The sequence below is a fragment of the Hydrogenophaga sp. genome (genome assembly GCF_051860785.1).
Taxonomy (GTDB): domain Bacteria; phylum Pseudomonadota; class Gammaproteobacteria; order Burkholderiales; family Burkholderiaceae_C; genus Hydrogenophaga.
The window spans coordinates 15,191-34,464 of the sequence record NZ_JBIMLB010000025.1; the positions used below are offsets into that span (position 1 = coordinate 15,191).

The 19,274-nt window shown below is 67.8% G+C and carries 18 protein-coding genes; 5 read left to right on the forward strand and 13 right to left on the reverse strand.

Annotated elements, in window-relative coordinates; genetic code table 11:
* Positions 1 to 52 precede the first annotated feature (52 nt).
* The 3 genes from ACTIF6_RS23430 to ACTIF6_RS23440 all read right to left on the reverse strand — a co-directional run bounded on the left by ACTIF6_RS23430 (position 53) and on the right by ACTIF6_RS23440 (position 2,594).
* Entirely contained in the window at positions 53 to 856 is an 804-nt protein-coding gene (locus ACTIF6_RS23430; protein ID WP_439590158.1) for an ankyrin repeat domain-containing protein, read from the reverse strand.
* A gap of 14 nt (positions 857 to 870) precedes the next feature.
* A complete protein-coding gene (locus tag ACTIF6_RS23435) occupies positions 871 to 1,788 on the reverse strand; it encodes an ankyrin repeat domain-containing protein (RefSeq protein ID WP_439590159.1) in 918 nt (305 codons plus the stop codon).
* Between the two features lie 146 nt (positions 1,789 to 1,934).
* The gene (locus tag ACTIF6_RS23440; protein WP_439590160.1) at positions 1,935 to 2,594 is read right to left on the reverse strand and encodes a hypothetical protein; all 660 of its coding nucleotides are present in this window, start codon (positions 2,592 to 2,594) and stop codon (positions 1,935 to 1,937) included.
* A 196-nt stretch (positions 2,595 to 2,790) separates the two neighbouring features.
* Between ACTIF6_RS23440 and ACTIF6_RS23445 the strand changes: the two genes are divergently transcribed.
* A complete protein-coding gene (locus ACTIF6_RS23445; RefSeq protein WP_439590161.1) occupies positions 2,791 to 4,335 on the forward strand; it encodes a methyl-accepting chemotaxis protein in 1,545 nt (514 codons plus the stop codon).
* Between the two features lie 28 nt (positions 4,336 to 4,363).
* Here ACTIF6_RS23445 and ACTIF6_RS23450 read toward each other — a convergent pair whose 3' ends face one another.
* The 9 genes from ACTIF6_RS23450 to ACTIF6_RS23490 form a co-directional block, all read right to left on the reverse strand.
* Complete coding sequence (locus ACTIF6_RS23450; RefSeq protein WP_439590162.1) at positions 4,364 to 4,570, reverse strand: hypothetical protein; 207 nt, start codon at positions 4,568 to 4,570, stop codon at positions 4,364 to 4,366.
* Positions 4,571 to 4,584: 14 nt separating this feature from the next.
* On the reverse strand, positions 4,585 to 4,749 hold the full coding sequence (locus ACTIF6_RS23455) for a hypothetical protein (RefSeq protein ID WP_439590163.1): 165 nt from the start codon (positions 4,747 to 4,749) through the stop codon (positions 4,585 to 4,587).
* A gap of 131 nt (positions 4,750 to 4,880) precedes the next feature.
* On the reverse strand, positions 4,881 to 5,522 hold the full coding sequence (locus tag ACTIF6_RS23460) for a response regulator (protein ID WP_439590164.1): 642 nt from the start codon (positions 5,520 to 5,522) through the stop codon (positions 4,881 to 4,883).
* 12 nt (positions 5,523 to 5,534) lie between these two features.
* Positions 5,535 to 7,625 carry a PAS domain S-box protein gene (locus ACTIF6_RS23465; RefSeq protein ID WP_439590165.1) on the reverse strand — a complete coding sequence of 697 codons (2,091 nt, stop codon included), beginning with the start codon at positions 7,623 to 7,625 and terminating at the stop codon, positions 5,535 to 5,537.
* Between the two features lie 50 nt (positions 7,626 to 7,675).
* A complete protein-coding gene (locus tag ACTIF6_RS23470) occupies positions 7,676 to 8,767 on the reverse strand; it encodes a hypothetical protein (protein WP_439590166.1) in 1,092 nt (363 codons plus the stop codon).
* 7 nt (positions 8,768 to 8,774) lie between these two features.
* Positions 8,775 to 9,224, reverse strand: a complete 450-nt coding sequence (locus ACTIF6_RS23475; protein ID WP_439590167.1) for a universal stress protein — start codon at positions 9,222 to 9,224, stop codon at positions 8,775 to 8,777.
* Positions 9,199 to 9,513 (reverse strand): hypothetical protein, encoded by a 315-nt coding sequence (locus ACTIF6_RS23480; protein WP_439590168.1) that lies wholly within the window; start codon positions 9,511 to 9,513, stop codon positions 9,199 to 9,201. Before ACTIF6_RS23480 ends, ACTIF6_RS23475 begins: the two co-directional genes overlap by 26 nt.
* Positions 9,510 to 11,390, reverse strand: coding sequence for a sensor histidine kinase (locus ACTIF6_RS23485; RefSeq protein ID WP_439590169.1), 1,881 nt, complete (start codon positions 11,388 to 11,390; stop codon positions 9,510 to 9,512). Before ACTIF6_RS23485 ends, ACTIF6_RS23480 begins: the two co-directional genes overlap by 4 nt.
* Positions 11,387 to 12,373, reverse strand: a complete 987-nt coding sequence (locus ACTIF6_RS23490; RefSeq protein ID WP_439590170.1) for an ABC transporter substrate-binding protein — start codon at positions 12,371 to 12,373, stop codon at positions 11,387 to 11,389. Before ACTIF6_RS23490 ends, ACTIF6_RS23485 begins: the two co-directional genes overlap by 4 nt.
* Before the next feature lie 132 nt (positions 12,374 to 12,505).
* Between ACTIF6_RS23490 and ACTIF6_RS23495 the strand changes: the two genes are divergently transcribed.
* Positions 12,506 to 13,195, forward strand: a complete 690-nt coding sequence (locus ACTIF6_RS23495; protein WP_439590171.1) for an ABC transporter ATP-binding protein — start codon at positions 12,506 to 12,508, stop codon at positions 13,193 to 13,195.
* Entirely contained in the window at positions 13,179 to 15,689 is a 2,511-nt protein-coding gene (locus ACTIF6_RS23500; RefSeq protein WP_439590172.1) for an ABC transporter permease, read from the forward strand. The genes ACTIF6_RS23495 and ACTIF6_RS23500 overlap by 17 nt, the downstream gene beginning before the upstream one ends.
* Before the next feature lie 15 nt (positions 15,690 to 15,704).
* Here ACTIF6_RS23500 and ACTIF6_RS23505 read toward each other — a convergent pair whose 3' ends face one another.
* A complete protein-coding gene (locus ACTIF6_RS23505) occupies positions 15,705 to 16,127 on the reverse strand; it encodes a BON domain-containing protein (protein ID WP_439590173.1) in 423 nt (140 codons plus the stop codon).
* 181 nt (positions 16,128 to 16,308) lie between these two features.
* On the opposite strand from ACTIF6_RS23505, the gene ACTIF6_RS23510 reads away from it, so the two are divergent.
* Both ACTIF6_RS23510 and ACTIF6_RS23515 read left to right on the forward strand, forming a co-directional pair.
* Positions 16,309 to 18,174, forward strand: a complete 1,866-nt coding sequence (locus tag ACTIF6_RS23510; protein WP_439590174.1) for an extracellular catalytic domain type 1 short-chain-length polyhydroxyalkanoate depolymerase — start codon at positions 16,309 to 16,311, stop codon at positions 18,172 to 18,174.
* A 13-nt stretch (positions 18,175 to 18,187) separates the two neighbouring features.
* Complete coding sequence (locus ACTIF6_RS23515) at positions 18,188 to 19,246, forward strand: pyridoxal phosphate-dependent aminotransferase (RefSeq protein WP_439590175.1); 1,059 nt, start codon at positions 18,188 to 18,190, stop codon at positions 19,244 to 19,246.
* Positions 19,247 to 19,274: the final 28 nt, after the last annotated feature.

The following is a 19,274-nucleotide window of genomic DNA, read 5'->3' on the forward strand; positions in this document are numbered from 1 at the left end:
TGTGCTGTTTCGTCATTGACTCAAGGTAGCGCTGGTGCGCGCAGGCTTTCCTTCAATGGGAGGGGCCAGTTGGGGGCAAGCGCGACGACGGGCCACTTCCACCCTCCGCACCGGCACGAGAACGCACCTGTTGCCACGGCATCAATGAAGCGGCTGGCCCAGAGATCAGGTCGCGAAGCAACGCCACCGTATGGGTGTGACCGGCCCTATGGGCGACTTCGATAGGGGTGTTCCCCGGACGATCAGTTGCCTGCAAGTTCGTGCCAAAAATGGCCAGCGCCCTGATCACACCGTCGTGGCCATACCGGGCCGCCAGGTGCACCGGCCTATGGCCTTGAACATCCATCGCATCCAGACTCGCGCCAGCTGCTCCGAGCGCCTGGATCGCGTCCACGCAGCCGTATTGGGCAGCGTAATGGGCGGGCAGTCTTTGCAGAGCATCCGGCGTCGACAGATCGACCCCTGCCGCGCCCAGGGCGCGGATGACGCCCGGATGGTTGCACTGGGCTGCCAGGTGCGCAGGCGTCACGCCGAAATGGGTGGCCCTTGCCAGATCGACACCCAACGCCTGCAGTGTGGTGATGGCGTCTGTCTGGCCGGCCAGGGCCGCAGCGTGTGCCGGCGTCCATCCTCTGTCGTCTGGAATATCCAGCGCGAAACCCCTTGAGCGCAAGGTCCGAAGGATGTCGGTGTGGCCGAGTTCGGCCGCCAGGGTGGCCAGCGTGCACCGTTCCCTGTCCAGTAACCGATCCACTGGTCCGCCATGCCACCGATCAAGGAGCTCTTCCAGAAGTTGCGGCTCGTTGGCCCGAACTGCGGCAAACAGCTGGGCCTGGGTCGTCAGGGGGTAGATCATGGGCGCCTTGCGGCCTATCTCAAAGAATGACGAGGCTTCCCAGGGATGGCGGATGTGACAGCAGCTGGTGTGACAGCAGCAGGTCTGACAACAGCGGCGTTGTCCAACAACTGTTTCCAGTTAAGGCCCTTCGCGCCCAGCTCTGTCAGAAGCTTCGCTGCGCCTGAATTGGGGGGCGCGACGGCCGCGGGTGTCTGTCCGTGTTGGTTGCCCGCCAGCACGCTGTCGGGCGCGCGCGTGAGAAGCACCTTGATCGAATCCACGTCACCGAGCGCTGCAGCATGGTGCAAAGGGGTGTTGCCCTCTCTATCGGGCTGGGTGAGATTCGCACCTTGCAGGGCCAAGGCTTCAAGAACACCCGCGTGGCCTCGCATGGCAGCCATGAGAGCCGGTGTGTCGCCCTTTTCGCTTTTGCTGGACAGCGCTTCGACGGGCATGACTTCAATCACCTGCCGATGACCCTCCCAGGCCGCAGCGTGGGCCGGCACTTCTCCAGTATCGCTTGGGACCGACAGGTTCGCGCCCAGCTCGAGGAGCAGCTTGACCATTCGAGCATCGCCCGCACGAGCAGCAACGTGTGCGACGGTTTCACCCGAGGCGCTATGCTCGTCGAGCATCTGTGATCCCCCGCGATCCACCAGCGCAGAGACCATTTCCTCTTTTCCGTCTTTCACGGCCACATCGAGGGGGCGCCATCCGTATGCGTCGCGCTGACTTAGATTCATCACCTCGCCGAGGATTGCGAGCATGTCGGGATCTGACTTCTCGGCAGCCAGGGTGGTCAGTGAACGATTCCCGGGGTAAATGTGATTCGCAAGCGCCGGCATCTGGTCCAGGCCTGCATCCACCAGCAAGCTAAAAAGCTTTTGGTGCTCGCGGTTAACCACTGCGGCAGCCGCCGCATCCTGCAATTTCTCTGACGGATTCGTCATGACTCATGCCCTTCCAGGGTGTCGTACACCAGGCAACCTTTGCCCGGCACGCTGGAGCATAGGAAGGGCTTAGCGGATAAAGATGCGCCCGCAACGAACTGCGCCAGTGGCGCAACGGGCGTTCAGCGCGCGGAATGAAGCTTTGCTCAGACCCGCTGGCTGAAGTGGCTGCCGGCTTCCAGCGGCATGAGGCTGCTGTTGCCGTGCTCGTCGTAGGCCACCACCTCGGCGGCGTTGGGTTCGTCCTGGCGGGCTTCGCCCACCCAGGTCTGGCCGATGGGGACGCTGGGCACGGGTCGGCTGGAAGTGAGCACGGGCGCGCGGCGCGCCACCAGACTGGCCGCCACCTGCGACAGGTCGGGTGCGGTGTCGCTGCGGGAACCGGGCAAGGCTTCGGTGCTTTCACGACCGAGGGCCCGGTCGACCACCGCCGCACTGGCCTGCCAGACGCTCGTGAGCACCTCTTTGAGGTGCTCCATCGCCCGCTGGTCCCGCTCGCGGGCGGCGTGCGCTTCGCGCTGCATCTCCTGGCGCTGGGTGGCCTGGGCGGCGAAATCGCCGGCACCGTGGGCCTCTTGCGGTGGCACACCGGCCGGCGTCGCGGGGTTCGCTGCGCGCGCCATCGAGCGCTCGCCTGCAGGCGAAGGAAATGAATGGCCAGCGCCTTCACGGCCCGAGCGAGGGCCGGTCTGCGTCTCGCGGCCACCGGGCAGGGCCGCGACGGCCGGAACCGCCGTGACGGGCGCCACAGCAGTCGACGACGGCGTCGGCCACGAAACGGGAGTCGAGCTGGTCAGGTTGATCACGGCAATCCCTTTCAAGCACGCAACGGGCACAAACAATCCCGGCGCTCTCCCAGGCGTTTCGACGGTATTTCCGGAAACTTGAGGCCTATTTCGCACTTGTCTGCTCCAGGTCAAGCGTCCAGGTTTCCCCACAAAAGTCACAGGCGGCGACGCCGAAGACATCAGGTGACACAACACCCACGAAACCGAGGTCCCCATGCGCGTCAACGCCCCCGTCACCCAGCGCGAGTACGAATTCCCCGACAACGCCACCCTGATGTCCACCACGGACACGCAGAGCCACATCACCTACGCCAACGCGGCTTTCGTGGCCGTGAGCGGCTTCACGCTGGAAGAGATCCAGGGCCAGCCGCACAACCTGGTGCGCCATCCCGACATGCCCAAGGAGGCCTTTGCCGACATGTGGGCCACGCTCAAGGGCGGCGAGCCCTGGACGGCGCTGGTGAAGAACCGCCGCAAGGATGGCGACCACTACTGGGTGCGCGCCAACGCCACGCCGGTGATCCGCAATGGCCAGCACCAGGGCTACATGTCGGTGCGCACCAAGGCCACTCGTGAAGAGATTGCCGGTGCCGAGAAGCTGTATGCCGACATGCGCGAAGGCCGCGCCGGCCACCTGCGCCTGCACAAGGGCCTGCTGCTTCGCCAAGGTTTCCTGGGCCTGGGCTCGGTGTTCAAGACCATGGGCGTGCGCAGCCGCATTCGCCTGCCGCTGGCCGGCCTGGTGGCCTTGCTGATCGGTGGCGCCTGGGCGCTGGGCCTGCAGGGCGTTCAATGGGCTTCGCTCGCCGGCCTGTCGGTGGTGGCCGTGGGCCTGGCCTGCTGGTTCCTGGAAGCGCAGATCGCGGCCCCCCTGGAGCAGTTGCGCCAGACCGCACTGCGCGTGGCCAGCGGCGACACGCAGACGGTGGCCCACATGGACCGCGTGGACGAGATCGGCATGACGCTGCGCACCATCAGCCAGCTCGGGCTGATGTTCCGCTGGCTCATCGACGATGTGAGCGAGCAGGTGCTGACGGTACGGACCGCCGTGAGCGAGATCGCGCAGGGCAACAACGACCTGAGCCAGCGCACCGAGCAGGCGGCCTCCAGCCTGGAGGAAACCGCCGCCTCGATGGAGCAGATGACCGCCACCGTGCGGCAGAACGCCGACACCTCGCGCCAGGCCAACCAGCTTTCAGGCTCGGCCAGCGAAGCGGCCACGCGTGGCGGCCAGGCGGTGGCGCAGGTGGTGAACACCATGGGCCGCATCACGGAGAGTTCGCGCCGCATCAGCGACATCATTGGCGTGATCGACGGCATCGCGTTCCAGACCAACATCCTGGCGTTGAACGCGGCGGTGGAAGCCGCTCGCGCCGGTGAGCAGGGCCGGGGCTTTGCGGTGGTGGCGGGCGAGGTGCGCAGCCTGGCGCAGCGCAGCGCCGAAGCGGCCAAGGAAATCAAGCAGCTCATCGGTGCCAGTGTGAGCACGGTCGAGGCGGGCACGGTGCTGGTGGACGACGCGGGCAAGACGATGGAGGAAATCGTCCAGCAGGTGCAGCGCGTGTCGGACCTCATCAGCGAGATCAGCGCGGCCACCATCGAACAGAGCGGTGGCATCCAGCAGGTGAGCCAGGCGGTGGGTCACCTTGATCAGGTGACGCAGCAGAACTCAGCCCTGGTGGAGCAAGGCGCGGCCGCTTCGCAAAGCCTGCAGCAGCAAACCCAGCGACTGGTGGAAGCTGTGAGCGTGTTCCGCTGAAAAACGCACCAACGGGTGTGGCGAACCCCTACTGACGTCGCAACTTGCGCCGGGCCCACCAGGCCATGGCGCGGGGAAGCTCCGACCAATGCCACACGCCGGGGTCGCCCGGTGCGGCGGAAGCTCTTCGTTCATCGAAGCGCATGACTTCCAGGTCGTCGGCGTTGTTCTGCAGCTCGCGCGACAAGGTACGGCCGCTGGCGCGGTCGAGCCGTGCATCCACAATGGCCAGCACCGCGCGCGCCTTCCTCACTGGCGCAAGGCATCGGAGGGGTTGGCCGTCCAATGGACCTCGGTGGCGCGCGCGAGGTGGCGCGCCAGATCCCTCACCGAGTCGAGGTATTCGCCTCGCGGACACACCAGCAGCACCTGCAGCGGCGCTGGCTGGGTCGGCTCGAACATGGACTGCGGCATGGGGGCTCCGTGAAGGTGCGCGGAGAATCCGCGCTTCCATGCCTGCCACTGTGCCCCGCCGCCGGGCCTGCGCCTGCCGGGAAAGCTGGACACAGCGCCAGGGGTAGACTCTCGAATCCACGCCTACCGGCTCAAACTTCGTCGGCGCTGAGCAATCCTTCACGAATGGCCAGCCGCACCAGCGCCGGCAGGTCATTCACGCCCAGCTTGGCCATGAGGCGACTGCGGTACGACTCCACGGTTTTTGGCGAGAGGTGCAATTGCTCGCCGATGGCGACACTCGTGTGCCCGCGCACCACGAGCAGGATCACCTGCTGCTCGCGCGAAGACAGGGATTCGATGGAACCCACCGAGGCCTCCTGCATGAGGCCTTCCACCGCCAGCTCGGCCACCCCGACGCCGAAGTGCTTGCGGCCCTGAGCCACCGCGTCGACGGCAGCGAGAACTTCACTGGAGGGCGAGCCCTTGAGCACGTACCCCTGCACTCCCAGGCGCATGGCCTCGGCCACATGGCGAGGTTGCGCCGACATGGTCAGCATGATCGCGCGGGTGGAGAGCTTGCGTTTCTGGATCTGCTCCAGGAGTTCGAAACCCGAATTCACGCCCAGATACAGATCCAGCAGGATCAACGTGGGCGCCAGGCGCGCGAGATCGGCCAGCGCCTGCGCGGTTTGATCGGATTCGCCAATCACGCGGTGTCCCGCTCCCTCGAGCACAGCGCGCAGCCCATCCCTCATCATGGCGTGGTCATCGACCAGGTAGATGTCACTCATGGCAGTCTCAGGTTAATGCCAGCCATCGTTCAGCGGTTCTCGTGCAGACCCGGAGCCGACTTGTTGCTCGTCCCCCCATTTGAGGGATACCACGGCACCACCGCTGGAAGAATTGTGCGTCTCCAGGTGCGCGCCGATCGCGAGTGCCCGCTCTCGCATGCCCACGATGCCGAGGTGCCCGGGCCGACCGCCCGTCAGGTCCGGGCTCAAACCCACCCCATCGTCTGTCACTTGCAGGTGCAGCCAGCCAGGCGCGCCATCCACCGTCACCACCACTTCGGTCGCCCGGGCGTGCAACAAGGCATTGGCCAGCGCCTCGCGGGCGATCATGAATGCCGCGTATTCCACATCCCCGGGCCAGCGCAGGGCGACGGCAGCTGGCGCCACCTCGAGCCGCAACACCAGGGGCTCAGCTTCTGCCGCTCGGGCGCGCACCTCGTTGTGCAGCGCTGCCGGCAGGCCGGCCTCTTCCAGCAGCGGCGGGCGCATGGCCACCAGCGCCTGCCGAACCTCCAGAACGGCCTGTTCGATCAGCAAGCCGAGCTTGCGCTCGCGCTCGCGCGCCTCCGGTGAAAGATCGGCGGTCGCAAGGCTGGAGAGCGCATCGAACGACAGGCTGATCGCCCCCAGGGTCTGCCCCAACTGGTCGTGCAGGATCTGCGCCAGTTTGCGTGCGGTCTGTTTTTCCTGGCTGAGCAGGCGTCGGGTAAGTTCAGAGAGCTTGGACTGGTAGCGCTTGAGCGCGCGATCGTCGCGCATGCGTTCGGTGACGTCGCGCAGGATGGCGTTGAGCAGACGGCGACCGCGCACCGTGATCTGCGAGATGGAGGCCTCCAGTTCCAGCACCTGCCCATCAGCCCGTACACCTTTCACGCGGCCCACAGGACGGGTGGTCGACGGCGAATCACTGAAACGCTGAAGTCGCGCGAGGTGGATGCCACGTTGGTTGGGTGGAAGCAACACATCCAGTGGCTGCCCCACCATGTGCTCCGGCGCATGGCCGAAGATGCGTGCCGCCGCCGGGTTGAACAGGGTGATGCGTCCATCCTCGTCGACGTTGATGATGGCATCGCTGGCGCTGTTCACCACCGCGGTGAGCACCTCACCCTGCTCACGCAGGCGCTTTTCGGATTCGCTGTAGGGGCGCACCAGCCGGCGCGAAAGAACGAAGCCTGTCAGTCCGATGAGCAGCGTTGCGAAGCCCCCCCAGGCCAGCAGACTGCGTTCGAACTGCTTCATCGGCGCGAGTGCGGCGCTCAGCGGTTGGGCGGCCACCACCTGCCAGGGGGGGCGCAGCGGAGAGTCTTCCGGCGCAACAGGGGCGCGCGCGAGCAGCACGGCCTCGCCTTTCACATCCCTGAAAAAGCGTGCCTCGGTCGGTGGACCCAGCAGCAGGTCTGTCCAGGCGGATTCCGGCATCTCGGGTCGCTCGCCCAGCATCACGCTGCCGTTGCCATCGATGATCGCGAATTTCAAGAAGCGCCGTCCCTCCACCGGCCCGAGCATCTCCTGGAGCAGGCCGTCGAAATAGCGTGCGTCCAGATGGGCCGCGATCACGCCCCGAGCGCGCCCGTCCGAATCGAAAATCGGAAGGGCGATGTCGGCCAGATCGGTGGGAACGGGCAAGCCGTGGACCCGCAGAGGCTCACGCAGGGCTACCGGTGGATGCAGGCTGCCAAACCACGCCCCCTGCCTGCCGTTGATGAACACGGGGTGCGTGGCAATGGACATGCCTTCGAGCAGACCGTCGGTAGCGACCTGCACCACGCCACGCTCATCGGTGGCGCCAATCCAGACATAGGAGCTCGAAGTACCCTTGAGGCGCTGCATCTGCGCACGCCAGGCATCCGCGTCGATGTCGGTGCGCGCCAGCACGCCCAGCAGGTCAATCTCGATGACGCGACGCGCCAGCATGCGAGAGACCTCGATGGACAGATCACTGACCGAATGCTCGACCCGCTGGCTGGCCCTGCGCTCGAGTTCGCTACCCACCTTGCGCTCGGCCAGGATCAACACCGACCCGAGCAGCAACAAGGCCACCACCGCGGGCAGCAGCGGCAGCACCCAGGTAAGCACACGGTCACCGCGCTTCAATTTCGACATGGGGTGCCATCCGCCCAGGGCGAGAAAATCGGAATCATTGGCTTCACGGTTCAAAGCCCCTTGAAAGCCGCCGGATCGCGGTGACTGCGAGTCACGCGCGCGCGGCGCGAAAGATAGGTCACTGCATCCAGAAAGCCGGTGAGGCGAACGATGCCGAGCGCCTCGTCCGCCAGGCCCACGGCCGTTGGCAGGGCTTGCGCCCAGCCGTCGAACGGGCCTGGGTAGGGCGCGAGTGCGTAGAACTTCTGCTGTGCGTTGCGCCAGTCGCTGGGTCCCACGCGTTCGAGCAGGTAGAGCAACCAGGCTTCCTGGTGGTTCAGTCGGTAGAAAGTGAAATTCACGTTCGGTGCATGGTCGGGCGCACACGCATGGCGGTGCGCCGCCTGGGTACCTTGGGGCGAACTCGGCCCATAAAACAGCGGAGCGGCGGGAGCGGCGGCGTCGGCCAGGGCCTGGCGCTTCGCGTCCACCATCGACAGCCAGTTGCTGTAGATGCGGTAGCCACGCGTTTCCAGTCGCTCGCGCGCCGCGCGCACGAGCCCCAGCGTGTCGGGGTGATGTGCCCAGACCAGTTCGCCTGCGGATTGCAGGTGCTGTACGGCCAGCCGGCGTTCGCGATAGACCGAGGCCGGTGGCAACCGGACCCTGAAGATGAGGCGGGCGACGTCGCTGTCGGCGGGAACCGGCGCCGGCATCGCATCTCCCAGCTGGACGAAGACGTGCAGATCGACGCCGCTGTCCAGCCGCGCGCGTGCCACCGGCGCATCTTCGCCCTCTTCGGGGAGCCATTGCAGATCGCCCAGGATCTCGGCACCCCACTGCGCCTCTTCACGAAGGTGCACCAGCGAACGCGTGAGTGTCACTTCCTCCCGGTAGGCGGGCAAGGTGAAGCCAGCGGCCTGGGTACGCTCCTGCAAATGTCCGATGACGAAGCGGCGCAGCAGGCGCAACGCAGCGAGGCCGCATTCCGGACGCTCCTGCGTGGCGCCGTGCGCGAAGTGCCAGTCGTTGGCCATGCCCTGGCGGGCCACCAGCGGGCTGCCGCACTCGGGGCACCAGCAACCGCATTCCGCGCCACGCTCGACCTCGCCAATGAAACGCATCTCGCCCGCTGCATTCCGGGCGATGAACAGCTTGCTCACGTTGAGGTCAATCGTCGGCCTGCGTTTCGTCGGGCACCTTGACCAACGTGACGGGGACCACTGAAAGTTGCACCATCTCCTGCGACACCGAGCCCAGCACGGCCGCTCGCAGGCCACCGCCGCGCGCGCTCATGATCACGGCGTCGCAAGCATGGCTTTCAAGGATTTCGGCCAGCATGTGCGCCGGGTCGCCACTGGCCACGGCCGTCTCCACCTGCTGGCCGGCCGCGCTGAGCAAGGCCACGGCCGGACGAACCAGATCGCGTCCCGCAGCCTCGCTGACTTGCTGCAGCACCTGCGGATCGTGAGCCACCACCAGCTCGTACAGGTTGGCCGATTCCTGCACGTTGGCCACGACGAAGCGCGCCTTCAAGCCAGCACCCACCAGGCGCAGCGCGTGATGCACGGCCAGCAGGGAAGCCTTGGAGCCGTCAACGGGAATGAGGATTTTCATCATGGGAGCTCCGGTCGTGATGGGAAACAAGTCGTCGGTATCCATGGGGGTACTCGCTGAGTACACACCAGTTCACTTCGATGTGCGCAGGCACCTCCATGAACTTGTTGAAGCTCACCGGTTTCTCGATGCAGGCATTGACCTTCAGATCGTAGGCACTCCTGAAGCCGCTGTCTTCACGCGAGGAGGTGAGAACCACCACGGGGATGCGGCACAAATGTGCATGGGCCCGCGTGAGGTCCACGTCCATTGCGGCGTCCTCCACCAGCAGGTTCGGCGGCAATGGCTTCATTCCGGGAACTCCAGAAAGAACGTGGCGCCTTCGCCGGGCTGGCTCTCGGCACGCACACGGCCACCCATGCGCTGCACCGCCTTGGCCACCAGGGCCAGACCCACGCCGGTACCGGCGTAGTCTTCCGCACGCTGCAGGCGCTGGAAAATGCCGAAGATGCGATCGTGGTACTTCATGTCGAAGCCCACGCCGTTGTCGCGCACCCACAGGATGCACTTGCCCGCTTCCCGGCGTGAGCCGATCTCCACCACCGGCGCAGGGCGTCCCTGGCTGAACTTCACGGCGTTGCCGACCAGGTTGCGAAGCACCACCGCGAGGCCCTCGCGGTCGAGCTGCAGCACCATCGGCTCCACCTGCAGTTTCAGTTGCGTACCGGCCGCACGGATGTCGGCGCCATGGCCTTCGATGACGAGCTCGATCAGCGGCAGCAGATCCACCTGCTGCGATTCCATGGTGCGCCGCTCCATGCGCGAGTAATCCAGCAGGTCGGAGATGAGCGCACCCATCTGCTGCACGCCCCGGCGAATACGGCCGATGAATTCTCGGCCTTCATCGTCGAGGCGATCGGCGTACGCTTCCTGCAGCAACTGGCTGTAGCCGTCGATCCCCCTCAGCGGCGCCTTGAGGTCGTGTGAGACGGTGTAGGAGAACGCTTCGAGTTCCTCGTTGGCCGCACTGAGCTGCGCGGTGCGCACGGCCACGCGCCGCTCCAGTTCGGCGTTGGTGCGCTCCAGCGTGGTCTGCGCATCCTTGAGCGCGGTGATGTCGAGCAGTACCCCGCTGATGCTGCTGACACGGCCGTGGGCGTCGCGCGTGAGCGAGGTTCTGTCGTCCACCCAGGCCCATTGGCCGTCGGCACGGCGCAGCCGGTATTCCTGGCGGTACTCGTCTGTTCCGCGCTCCTGGTACCTCGCGCTCTCGGCGGTGATGCGAGGGAGGTCCTCAGGGTGCACCAGGTCGTGGTAGCGCAGATCCATCATCAGCAATTCGTCGGGCTGGTAGCCCCATTGCGAAACCGAGCGGCTGAGGTGTTTCATGGGCCGACCGGCTTCGGTGCGCCATTCGATCACCACCACGGGGGAGCGGTCGACCAGCGCGTTGATGTGCCGCAGTTGTGCCTGCCCGGCCTGCAGGCGCTCGGCCATGCGATCGGCCTGCGCGCCGATGAGGGCCAGCTCGTCGAAGCCGTGCAGGCCTGCGCGCACCTGCAGCTGGCCTTCGCCCATCGTGGCCAGCGTGCGCGCCAGGCGTTCGGCTCGGCGAAACCAGATCACGTGCGCCAGCACCGCCAGCAAGGCCACCAGCAACATCAGCAGCAGCGCCTCGCGCATCACCTGATCGCGCAAGCCTGCCTGCCGCTGGGCCAGTGGCAGGCTGAGGTCGGCCACAGTCAGGAGGTGCCCACCGGTGTCGATGGAGGCATGCCCGAACAGGTGGGGCGCCCCCGGTGGCCGGACCACCTGCACAGAGCTGCCGTCCTTGATCAGGGCATCAAGTTCCCGCAGGCCCGCCAGCTCGGGGTGGCGATTCAGCACGTCGCCCAGTGTCCGTCCGATGTCGCTGCGCACCAGCGAGGCCACCACCAGGCCAGCGTCGTCGACCAGGTAGGCGTTGAGCATGCCGCTGTAGACGCCCAGGCCACCGACGAGGCGCCGCACCAGCAGCGCGTTGGCCAGCCCCGATTGCGCGCTCAGGCGGCTCTGCTCCACGCCCAGGCGCTCCAGCAGACGGCGGGTTTCCAGTTCGGTCACCCGATGGTCGGCGTCGCGCCACTGCAGGGCGAAGCCCACGGTGATGGCGACGAACGCGAAGACCGCCAGCAACAGCGGCGCGAGCCAGCGACCCGGAATCGACAGCAGCCCTGGCCATTGCTTCATGGCAGCAGCCTCGTCTGCGGCGCGCGTTCGGCCGGCGCGCTGTCGATCAATACGGACCAATGGGGGGGCTGACGCAGCAGACCCAGGCTCATGAGCGTCTCGGCGACCGGTTCGCCCAGGCGGATCAGCCCAGGCGACGGGCCGCTCAACAGGCTCAAGGACTCCTCGGGCGTGTAGAAGCGCAGCCCCTTGAGCACCTCCAGGTAGTCACGCGCGGTCAGGTCCGCGCCAGGCGCCAGCGTGGTGGCGGCGCCCGCCGCGTCAAGTTGCAACACACTCAGTCCAACGCCCCAGGCACTCAGGAGCGCGTCCACCGCGGCCGGACGCTGGCGCAGCACCTCGCCCCGCACCACCAGCACGTCCAGGATCTCGCCACGCATCTGGCTGCTGTCGAAGATGCGCCGGTAGCCGGCCCGGCGGATCGCGCCCTCGATGGGGGCATAGCTCACGGCCGCGCTCACGCGGCCGCTCTGCAGCGCGCTCAGGTGCTGGGTCGATTCCATCTTCACGACCGACACGTCCGCGCGTGTCAGGCCGGCCTTCTTCAGCACGCGTTCGAGCATGAGCGTGCCCACACTGGCCTCTTCCACCGCAATGGCACGGCCCCGCAGATCGGACAGCGAGCGGACCTCTGGCGCGGCCAGCACCACGTCGGCGCCGTTGGACGTGTCGAGCAGGGCCACGATGCGAATGTCGAATCCACTGTCGGCCAGGCGCAGGGTTTCATCCAGCGTCAGCGCGGAGGCGTCGAGCAGGCCGTTGCGCAGATGGCGCAGTGCCTCGGCGCTGGAGATCAGTTCCACCACCTTGATGATCTGGCGATCGGTCATGCCGCGGTCGCGCGCCAGCACCAGGGGGTCGTAACCCACCCAGGTGTTGATGCCCACGGTGAGCGGTGGCTGCGGCGGTTCGCCACAGCCTGCGAGGCCGAGCCACAGGCAGGCTGCCGCCACCGACGCCCGGATCCGACCCCACCCTGTCATGTCACGTGCTCCCACTCCCATCGAAACATTCTGTCACCATTACGCCCTTTCATCGGTTGAACCCCTGCAATCTTGAGCAGAATCCCCCTGCGAGGCACTGAACTTTCCCGCTGGCAACCTCCCTCACTCCGCATGATCGAAGTCTCCGGCCTGTCCCTTCACTACCCATTGGGTCGCGAGCGCATTGAGGTGCTGCGCTCGGTGGTCCTTCGCATTGCGGCAGGCGAACGCATCGCCATCACCGGCCCCTCGGGCTCGGGCAAGACCTCGCTTCTGCTGCTGCTCTCGGGGCTGGAGCGGCCCACGGCGGGCCGCATCCGGATCGCAGGCACCGAGCTCGCGGGCCTGGACGCCGATGCCCTGGCTGACCTGCGGCGCGACCAGATGGGCATCGTGTTCCAGTCGTTTCATCTGCTGCCCAGCCTGAGCGCGCTGGACAACGTGGCCCTGCCGCTTCAGATGGCGGGCCGGCGCGATGCCTTCGAGCGCGCGCGCGAACTGCTGCAGCGCGTGGGCCTGGGCGACCGCCTGCAGCACCACCCGAGCCAGCTCTCCGGCGGGGAGCAGCAGCGCGTGGCCATTGCGCGGGCGCTGGTGCACCGCCCGCGCCTGCTGCTGGCCGATGAGCCCACCGGCAACCTGGACGACCACACCGGCGAAGCGATTCGCTCCCTGCTCTTCGAGCTGAACCAGGAGACCGGCGCCACGCTGGTGCTGATCACGCACGACCCCGACTTCGCGGCCCGCTGCGACCGCGTGCTGCGCCTGCACGATGGCCAGTTGCACGAAGCCACCGCACCATCCCATGCGCTTCCTGCTTAGCCTGGCCTGGCGCGACCTGCGCGCCAGCGGCCGCCACTTGTGGATCTTCTGCGCCTGCCTGGTGCTGGGCGTGGCCCTGGTGGCCGCCGGTGGTGGCCTGTACCGCCAGGTGGCCGATGCCCTGCGCAACGATGCCCGGCTGCTCTTTGGCGGCGACCTGGAGGTAGAGCACACCGCACCGCTGCGCGACGACGTGCTGGCCTGGATGAACGAACGTGGTGAGGTGTCGCGCCTGGTCGAACTGCGCACCATGCTGCGCGCCACCGACGGTCGCTCGCAACTGATCGAGTTGCAGAGTGCGGACGCGCGCTACCCGCTCTACGGCACCGTGGAACTGGCGCCTCCCGGCGAGTTGTCCGCTGCGCTGGGCGAACGCGATGGCGCCTGGGGCGCGGCCATCGACGGCGCACTGGCGCAACGGCTGGACCTGGCGGTGGGCGACCGCGTGGAGGTGGGCAACCTGAGCCTGGCGGTGCGCGCCATCGTGCTGCGCCAGCCCGACCGCAGCCTGCGCGCCGACTGGAGCGGTGCGCCGGTGCTGGTGGCCGATGGTGCGTTGATGGCCAGTGGCCTGGTGCAGCCGTTGAGCCGCGTGGAATACCACTACCGCGTGCGCACGGCCGAACCGGCCACGGCGTGGCGCGACGCTTTCGTGGCTGCCTTCCCCGATCTCGACGCCGAGGTGCGCACTTTTGAAGAGCGCAGCCAGCGCATGGCCGAAGTGCTGGGCCAGATCGGGTCGGGCCTGCTGCTGATCGGCTTCTCGGCCCTCTTCATCGGTGGGCTGGGCGTGTTCAACAGCGTACAGGCTTACCTGCAAGGCAAGCTTGGCACGCTGGCCACGCTGCGCGCCGTGGGTCTGCGCGATGGCCGCCTGGCCGCCCTGGTGCTGCTGCAGATCCTCATGCTCGCGCTGCTGGCCAGCCTGGCCGGTGTGCTGATCGGCAACGCACTGGCCGTGGGCGGCACCTGGGCCGCCGCCCAACGTCTGCCGCTGGCCCCACTGCTGCAAGCCTTGTGGGCACCCTCTGCGGTGGCGCTGGGTTTTGGCGTGCTCACCGCGCTGGCCTTCGCGCTGCCGGCCCTGGGCCGGGCGCTGTCGGTCTCGCCGGCCGCCCTGTTTCGCGGCATCGACGGCACGCGCCTGCGCACACCCCGCAGCGCCTGGCTGCTCACGGGCGCAGCGGCTGCGCTGGTCGCCGCACTCGTGGTCACCAGCGTGCCCGACGCACGCTTCGGTGCAGCCTTCGTGCTGGCCACCGTCGCCCTGCTGGTGGTGCTCGACAGCCTCACGCGGGGGCTGCGGCGGCTGGCGCGTGTGGCCCTGGCTCGCCAGGCCTGGCACCTGCCGCTGGAATTGCGACTGGCGCTGGCGGGCCTGCAACGGGCGGATTCCCCGCTGCGCGCGGCCCTGCTCTCGCTCGGGGCAGCGCTCACGCTGCTGGTGGCCTGCGCGCTGGTGGTGGCGGCCCTGCTGCGCACCGTGAACGAAACCGTGCCCGACAACGCGCCGGCCCTGGTGTTCTACGACGTGCAGACCGAGCAGATTCCACTGCTGCAATCCACCCTGCAAGCCCAGCCGGGCTTGCGCCAGCTCACCACTGCGCCGCTGGTGCTGGGCCGTGTGGCCGCGGTGAACGGCGAGGCGCTGCGCGAGAGCAGCGACGGCGAGCGCGTGCGCGAGGCGCGCGACGAGCAGAAGCTGAGCAACGCCGCGGGCAACATCGACGACGTGGTGCTGCGCGAAGGCGCGTGGTGGACACCCGGCCATCAGGGGGAACCGCTGGTGGCGATGGAAGACCGCGAGGCCGACCAGCTCGGCCTGAAGGTGGGCGACCGCCTGCGGTTCGACATCATGGGCGCGCCGGTGGAAGCCGAACTCGTGGCGATCTACAGCCAGCGCCGGATGCAGGCGCGCCTGTGGCTCGAAGCCATCTTCAGCGACGGCGTGCTCGACCCCTACATCACGCGTCACGTGGGCGCCGCGTACCTCGACGCCGCCGGCGCGCAGCGGGCGCAGGACGAGCTCGCCGCCGTGGCGCCCAACATCGCCAGCGTGCGCACCGAATCGCTGCTGGTGGAAACGCGTGCGCTCATGGCCCGCGCCAGCGGCGGCCTGGCGCTGGTGGCCGGCGTGTGCCTGGCGGCGAGCCTGCTGGTGCTCGCGAGCGTGGTGGCCAGCAGCCGCGCGCGGCAGGTGTTCGAGGCCACGGTGATGCACGCCGTGGGTGCGCGCCTGTCCAGCCTGCGGCGCGTGCTTTATTGGGAATACGGCTTGCTCGCCTGGCTCACGGCAGGCTTTGCCATGGTGGCCGGCAGCGCGCTGGCCGCCGCCCTGCTGCGCTGGCGGCTGGATCTGGATCCCTCCGGTCTTTACTGGACCGGTGCGCTCACCGCAGTCGGTGTGAGCGCGGTGAGCCTGGGGCTGGGCGCGCGCTACCTGCTCGCCCAGATGCGCCTGAACCCAGCCATGCTGTTGCGCGACGGGGCCTGACGCTCAAGCCCGAGTTCACTGCTTGACGGTCATGCCGTTCTGGACGCGCTGAACGCCTTCAACGGCCTTCGCCACTTCGACGGCCTTGTCGATCTGCATCTGGTTGTCCACCACGCCGCTGAGCTGCACTTCGCCCATCGTGGTGGTCACCGAGATGTCCATGCCCTTGACGGTGTCGTCGGCCAGCAGCGCTGTCTTCACCTTGGTGGTGATCACGGTGTCGTCGACCTTCTCGCCCATGGTGGTGGACGGTCCGGATGCCGACATGGCAGGTGGCGTTTCAGCTGGAGCGGTCGCAGGCGCCGGGGTGCTGGTCATGGGGGGCGCGGCGGGCGGCGCTTCGACCGGCGTTTCGGTCTTGCCACACGCCACGAGGGAGGCCAGTGCCAGGGAGACGGCGGATACGCTGATGAAACGGTGGGTGAGTGATGACTGCATGCGAATCTCCTGAAGGGGCTCACCGGGTTGGTGTCCGTGAAGACACTGTCGCGTCCGACGCATACCCTGTCGGTTCGACAGCGCACAAAGGCGGCCAGGGTATGTGCGACAGCCCACAGACTGCAGCGCCCGACGCCCGCCACACTCACCGTTTCCAAAGCTCAGGGACCACCGCCATGCCATGCATCACGAAGGCCGGCACGGCCGCGCGGGCATGAGGGCGCGTGGCTGGGGCACGGCGGCCTGGGTCCGGTCGTTCAACCGCCAGATGCGAGCCATGGCCCGCACCGCAATGCCGCCGCGCAAGACGCTGGCGCGCGCGCGCCCGCCGCCGCTGCCGGGCCACTGGACCGAAGGCAGCGCCATCGGGCTCTCCGGCATGCGCCGGTACCGCCTCTTTCGTCCGCCCGGCGTGCAGCCCGGCGAAAACCTGCCGCTGCTGGTGATGCTGCACGGCTGCGGCCAGGACGCTAGCGCCTTTGCGGCCAGCACCCGCATGAACCTGGTGGCACGCCGCGAACGTTTTCTGGTGCTCTATCCCGAGCAGGACCGCCTTGCCAACGCCCAGCGGTGCTGGAACTGGTACGAGACCCGCAGTGGCCGGGCACAGGCCGAAGCGGCGCTGGTGCTCGCGGGCATCGACCAGGTCTGCCTGCTGCACGGCGCCGATCGGACCCGTGTGGCGCTGGTGGGCTTTTCAGCCGGCGCCGGCATGGCCGCCCTGCTGGCCTCGCGCCACCCGCATCGTTTCGCGGCGGTGGTGATGCACTCCGGCGTCGCGCCCGGCGTGGCCGACTCCACGGCTACGGCACTGGCGGCCATGCGGGGCCGGCGCGCGCCGGCGGAGCCGGCATGGGAGAAAGCCCATGAACCCCTTCCATGGCCACCGCTGCTGGTGATCCAGGGCGGGAGCGATCACGTGGTGCACACGCGCAACGGCGCGACGGCCGCCCAACTCTGGGCCCACGCCGTGGGCGCCCGGGCGGCGCCGGCCCGGATCTTGCAAAGAGGTGCGCGCCACCCCATGACAGTCACCGATTTCAAGCGGCGGGGCCGAACGCTGACCACGCTGGTGTCTGTGGATCGCCTCGCCCACGCCTGGAGTGGCGGGGCGGGCCATCTGCCACATGGCGATGCAAAGGGGCCCGATGCCTCCCGAATGGCGTGGGGCTTTGCCTCGCGCCAGTTCCGCCAGAACGCGGCGCCCACCGGAACGATGAGACACTGCACCATGAACGCACCGCCCCCGACCGCATCCCCCGACACCGCCGCAGACACCGCGCCCGTGGATCCTCTGTTCCTGGCCGCTCCCCGCGTGTCCACCTTCCATGGCACACAGCCGCTGACGAACGCCAGCGGCTTCTACTTCGAACGCGACGAGCGCCTGTATCTGGTCACCAGCCGGCACGTGGTGATCGACGAAGACACACAGCACCTGCCCGACCGGCTGGAAATCGAGTTGCACACGGACGCCACCAACCTCACCCGATCCACCGGGTTTTCGGTGCTGCTGTACCAAGAGGGGGCTGCCGTGTGGCGCCAGGGCAAGGACAGTGGTGGCGAGATCGACGTGGCGGTGCTGGAGATTGACCGCGGTGCGCTGCCCGAGGAAGCCGTGATCCGCGCCTTCACGCCAGACCATCTGCAGACCGAGTTCGACGAGGTGCATCCCGGCGTGTCGCTGCGGGTGGTGGGCTTTCCACTGGGATTCCACGACGCGCTGCACCACCTGCCGGTGTTGCGACACGCGGTGATCGCATCGCCGTATGGCATCCGCTTTCAGGGACAAGGCTTTTTTCTCACCGACGCGCGCACCCACCGCGGCACCAGCGGCGCGGCCGTGGTGATGCAGGAGACGCGCCCGAGCGAAGCGACTGCCGCACTGCCCTGGAAGCTGCTGGGCGTGCATTCCTCGCGCATGGACATGGGCGACCGCGACCTCGTGCTCGACGAATCGCTGGGCCTGAACTGCGCCTGGTACGCCGACATCCTGCTCACGCTGACCGAGCCTCGCGCCGCCGACGCAGCCACCGCAGCGGCCGGGTAAGACAATAGAGGGCATGTCACTGCCCATCCGCCCCGCCGTCCAGGCCAGCCCCGACTACCCCTTCTCGGCCATCACGGCCCCGGTCAAGCTCGACCAGAACGAGTCGTTCGCCGACTTTCCCGACGAGCTCAAGGCCATCGCCCTGCAACGCCTGCACACGCTGCCCTGGCACCGCTACACCGACCTCCATGCCGAAGCCCTGTGCGACGCCGTGGCGCGCCATGAAGACTGGGCGTCTTCTGGCACCGTGGTCACCACCGGCAGCAACGTGCTGATCTCGCTGCTGGTCCAGCTTGCGGGTATGGGTGCGCGCGTGCTCACGGTCAAACCCAACTTCGCGCTCTACGGGCTGGACGCGCAATTGCTCGGCGCCTCGCTCACCGAAGTGCCGCTGCGACCGGACTTCTCCACCGATGTGGATGCCCTGATCGCCGCGCTCGGCGAGGCGCCCGGGCGCGGCGTGGTGTTCGTGCCGCGCCCGCATGCGCCCACGGGCTCGCTGTGCGAACTCGACGAGCTCGAGCGCCTGGCGCAGGCCTGCCGCGACGGCTGGCTGCTCGTGATCGACGAGGCCTACCACCACTTCACCGAGCACGACGCACGGGCTCTGGCGCGCCGGCATCCGCACGTGGTTTTGCTGCGAACCTTCTCCAAGGCGTGGGGGCTCGCCGGGCTGCGACTGGGCTACGCGCTGGCGGGGGACGACGTGGCGCGCCAGTTGCGCAAGCTGGTGCCGCCTTTTGGCGTATCGGTGTTGCAGACCGTGTGTGCGCTGGTGGCGCTGGAGAACCCTGGCTACTTGCGACAACGCATCGCTCTGACCTTGAGCGAGCGCGCGCGGGTGTTCGAGGCCTTGCGGTCGCACCCGCAATGGGAGGTGATCCCTTCCCAGGCCAACTTCCTGCTGGTGCGCACACCCGATGCCGAACAAGCCCATGCGGCCTTGCTCGCCCAGGGCGTGCTCGTGCGGCGGCAGGACCGCCTGCACGGACTCGAAGGCTGCCTGCGCGTGACCGTGGGCACCGTGGCGGAGAACGACGCCTTCCTGCGCGCGGCCGGCCTCTCGCCTTGAACGACCCGGGGTCGGTGTTGCGGTCGAT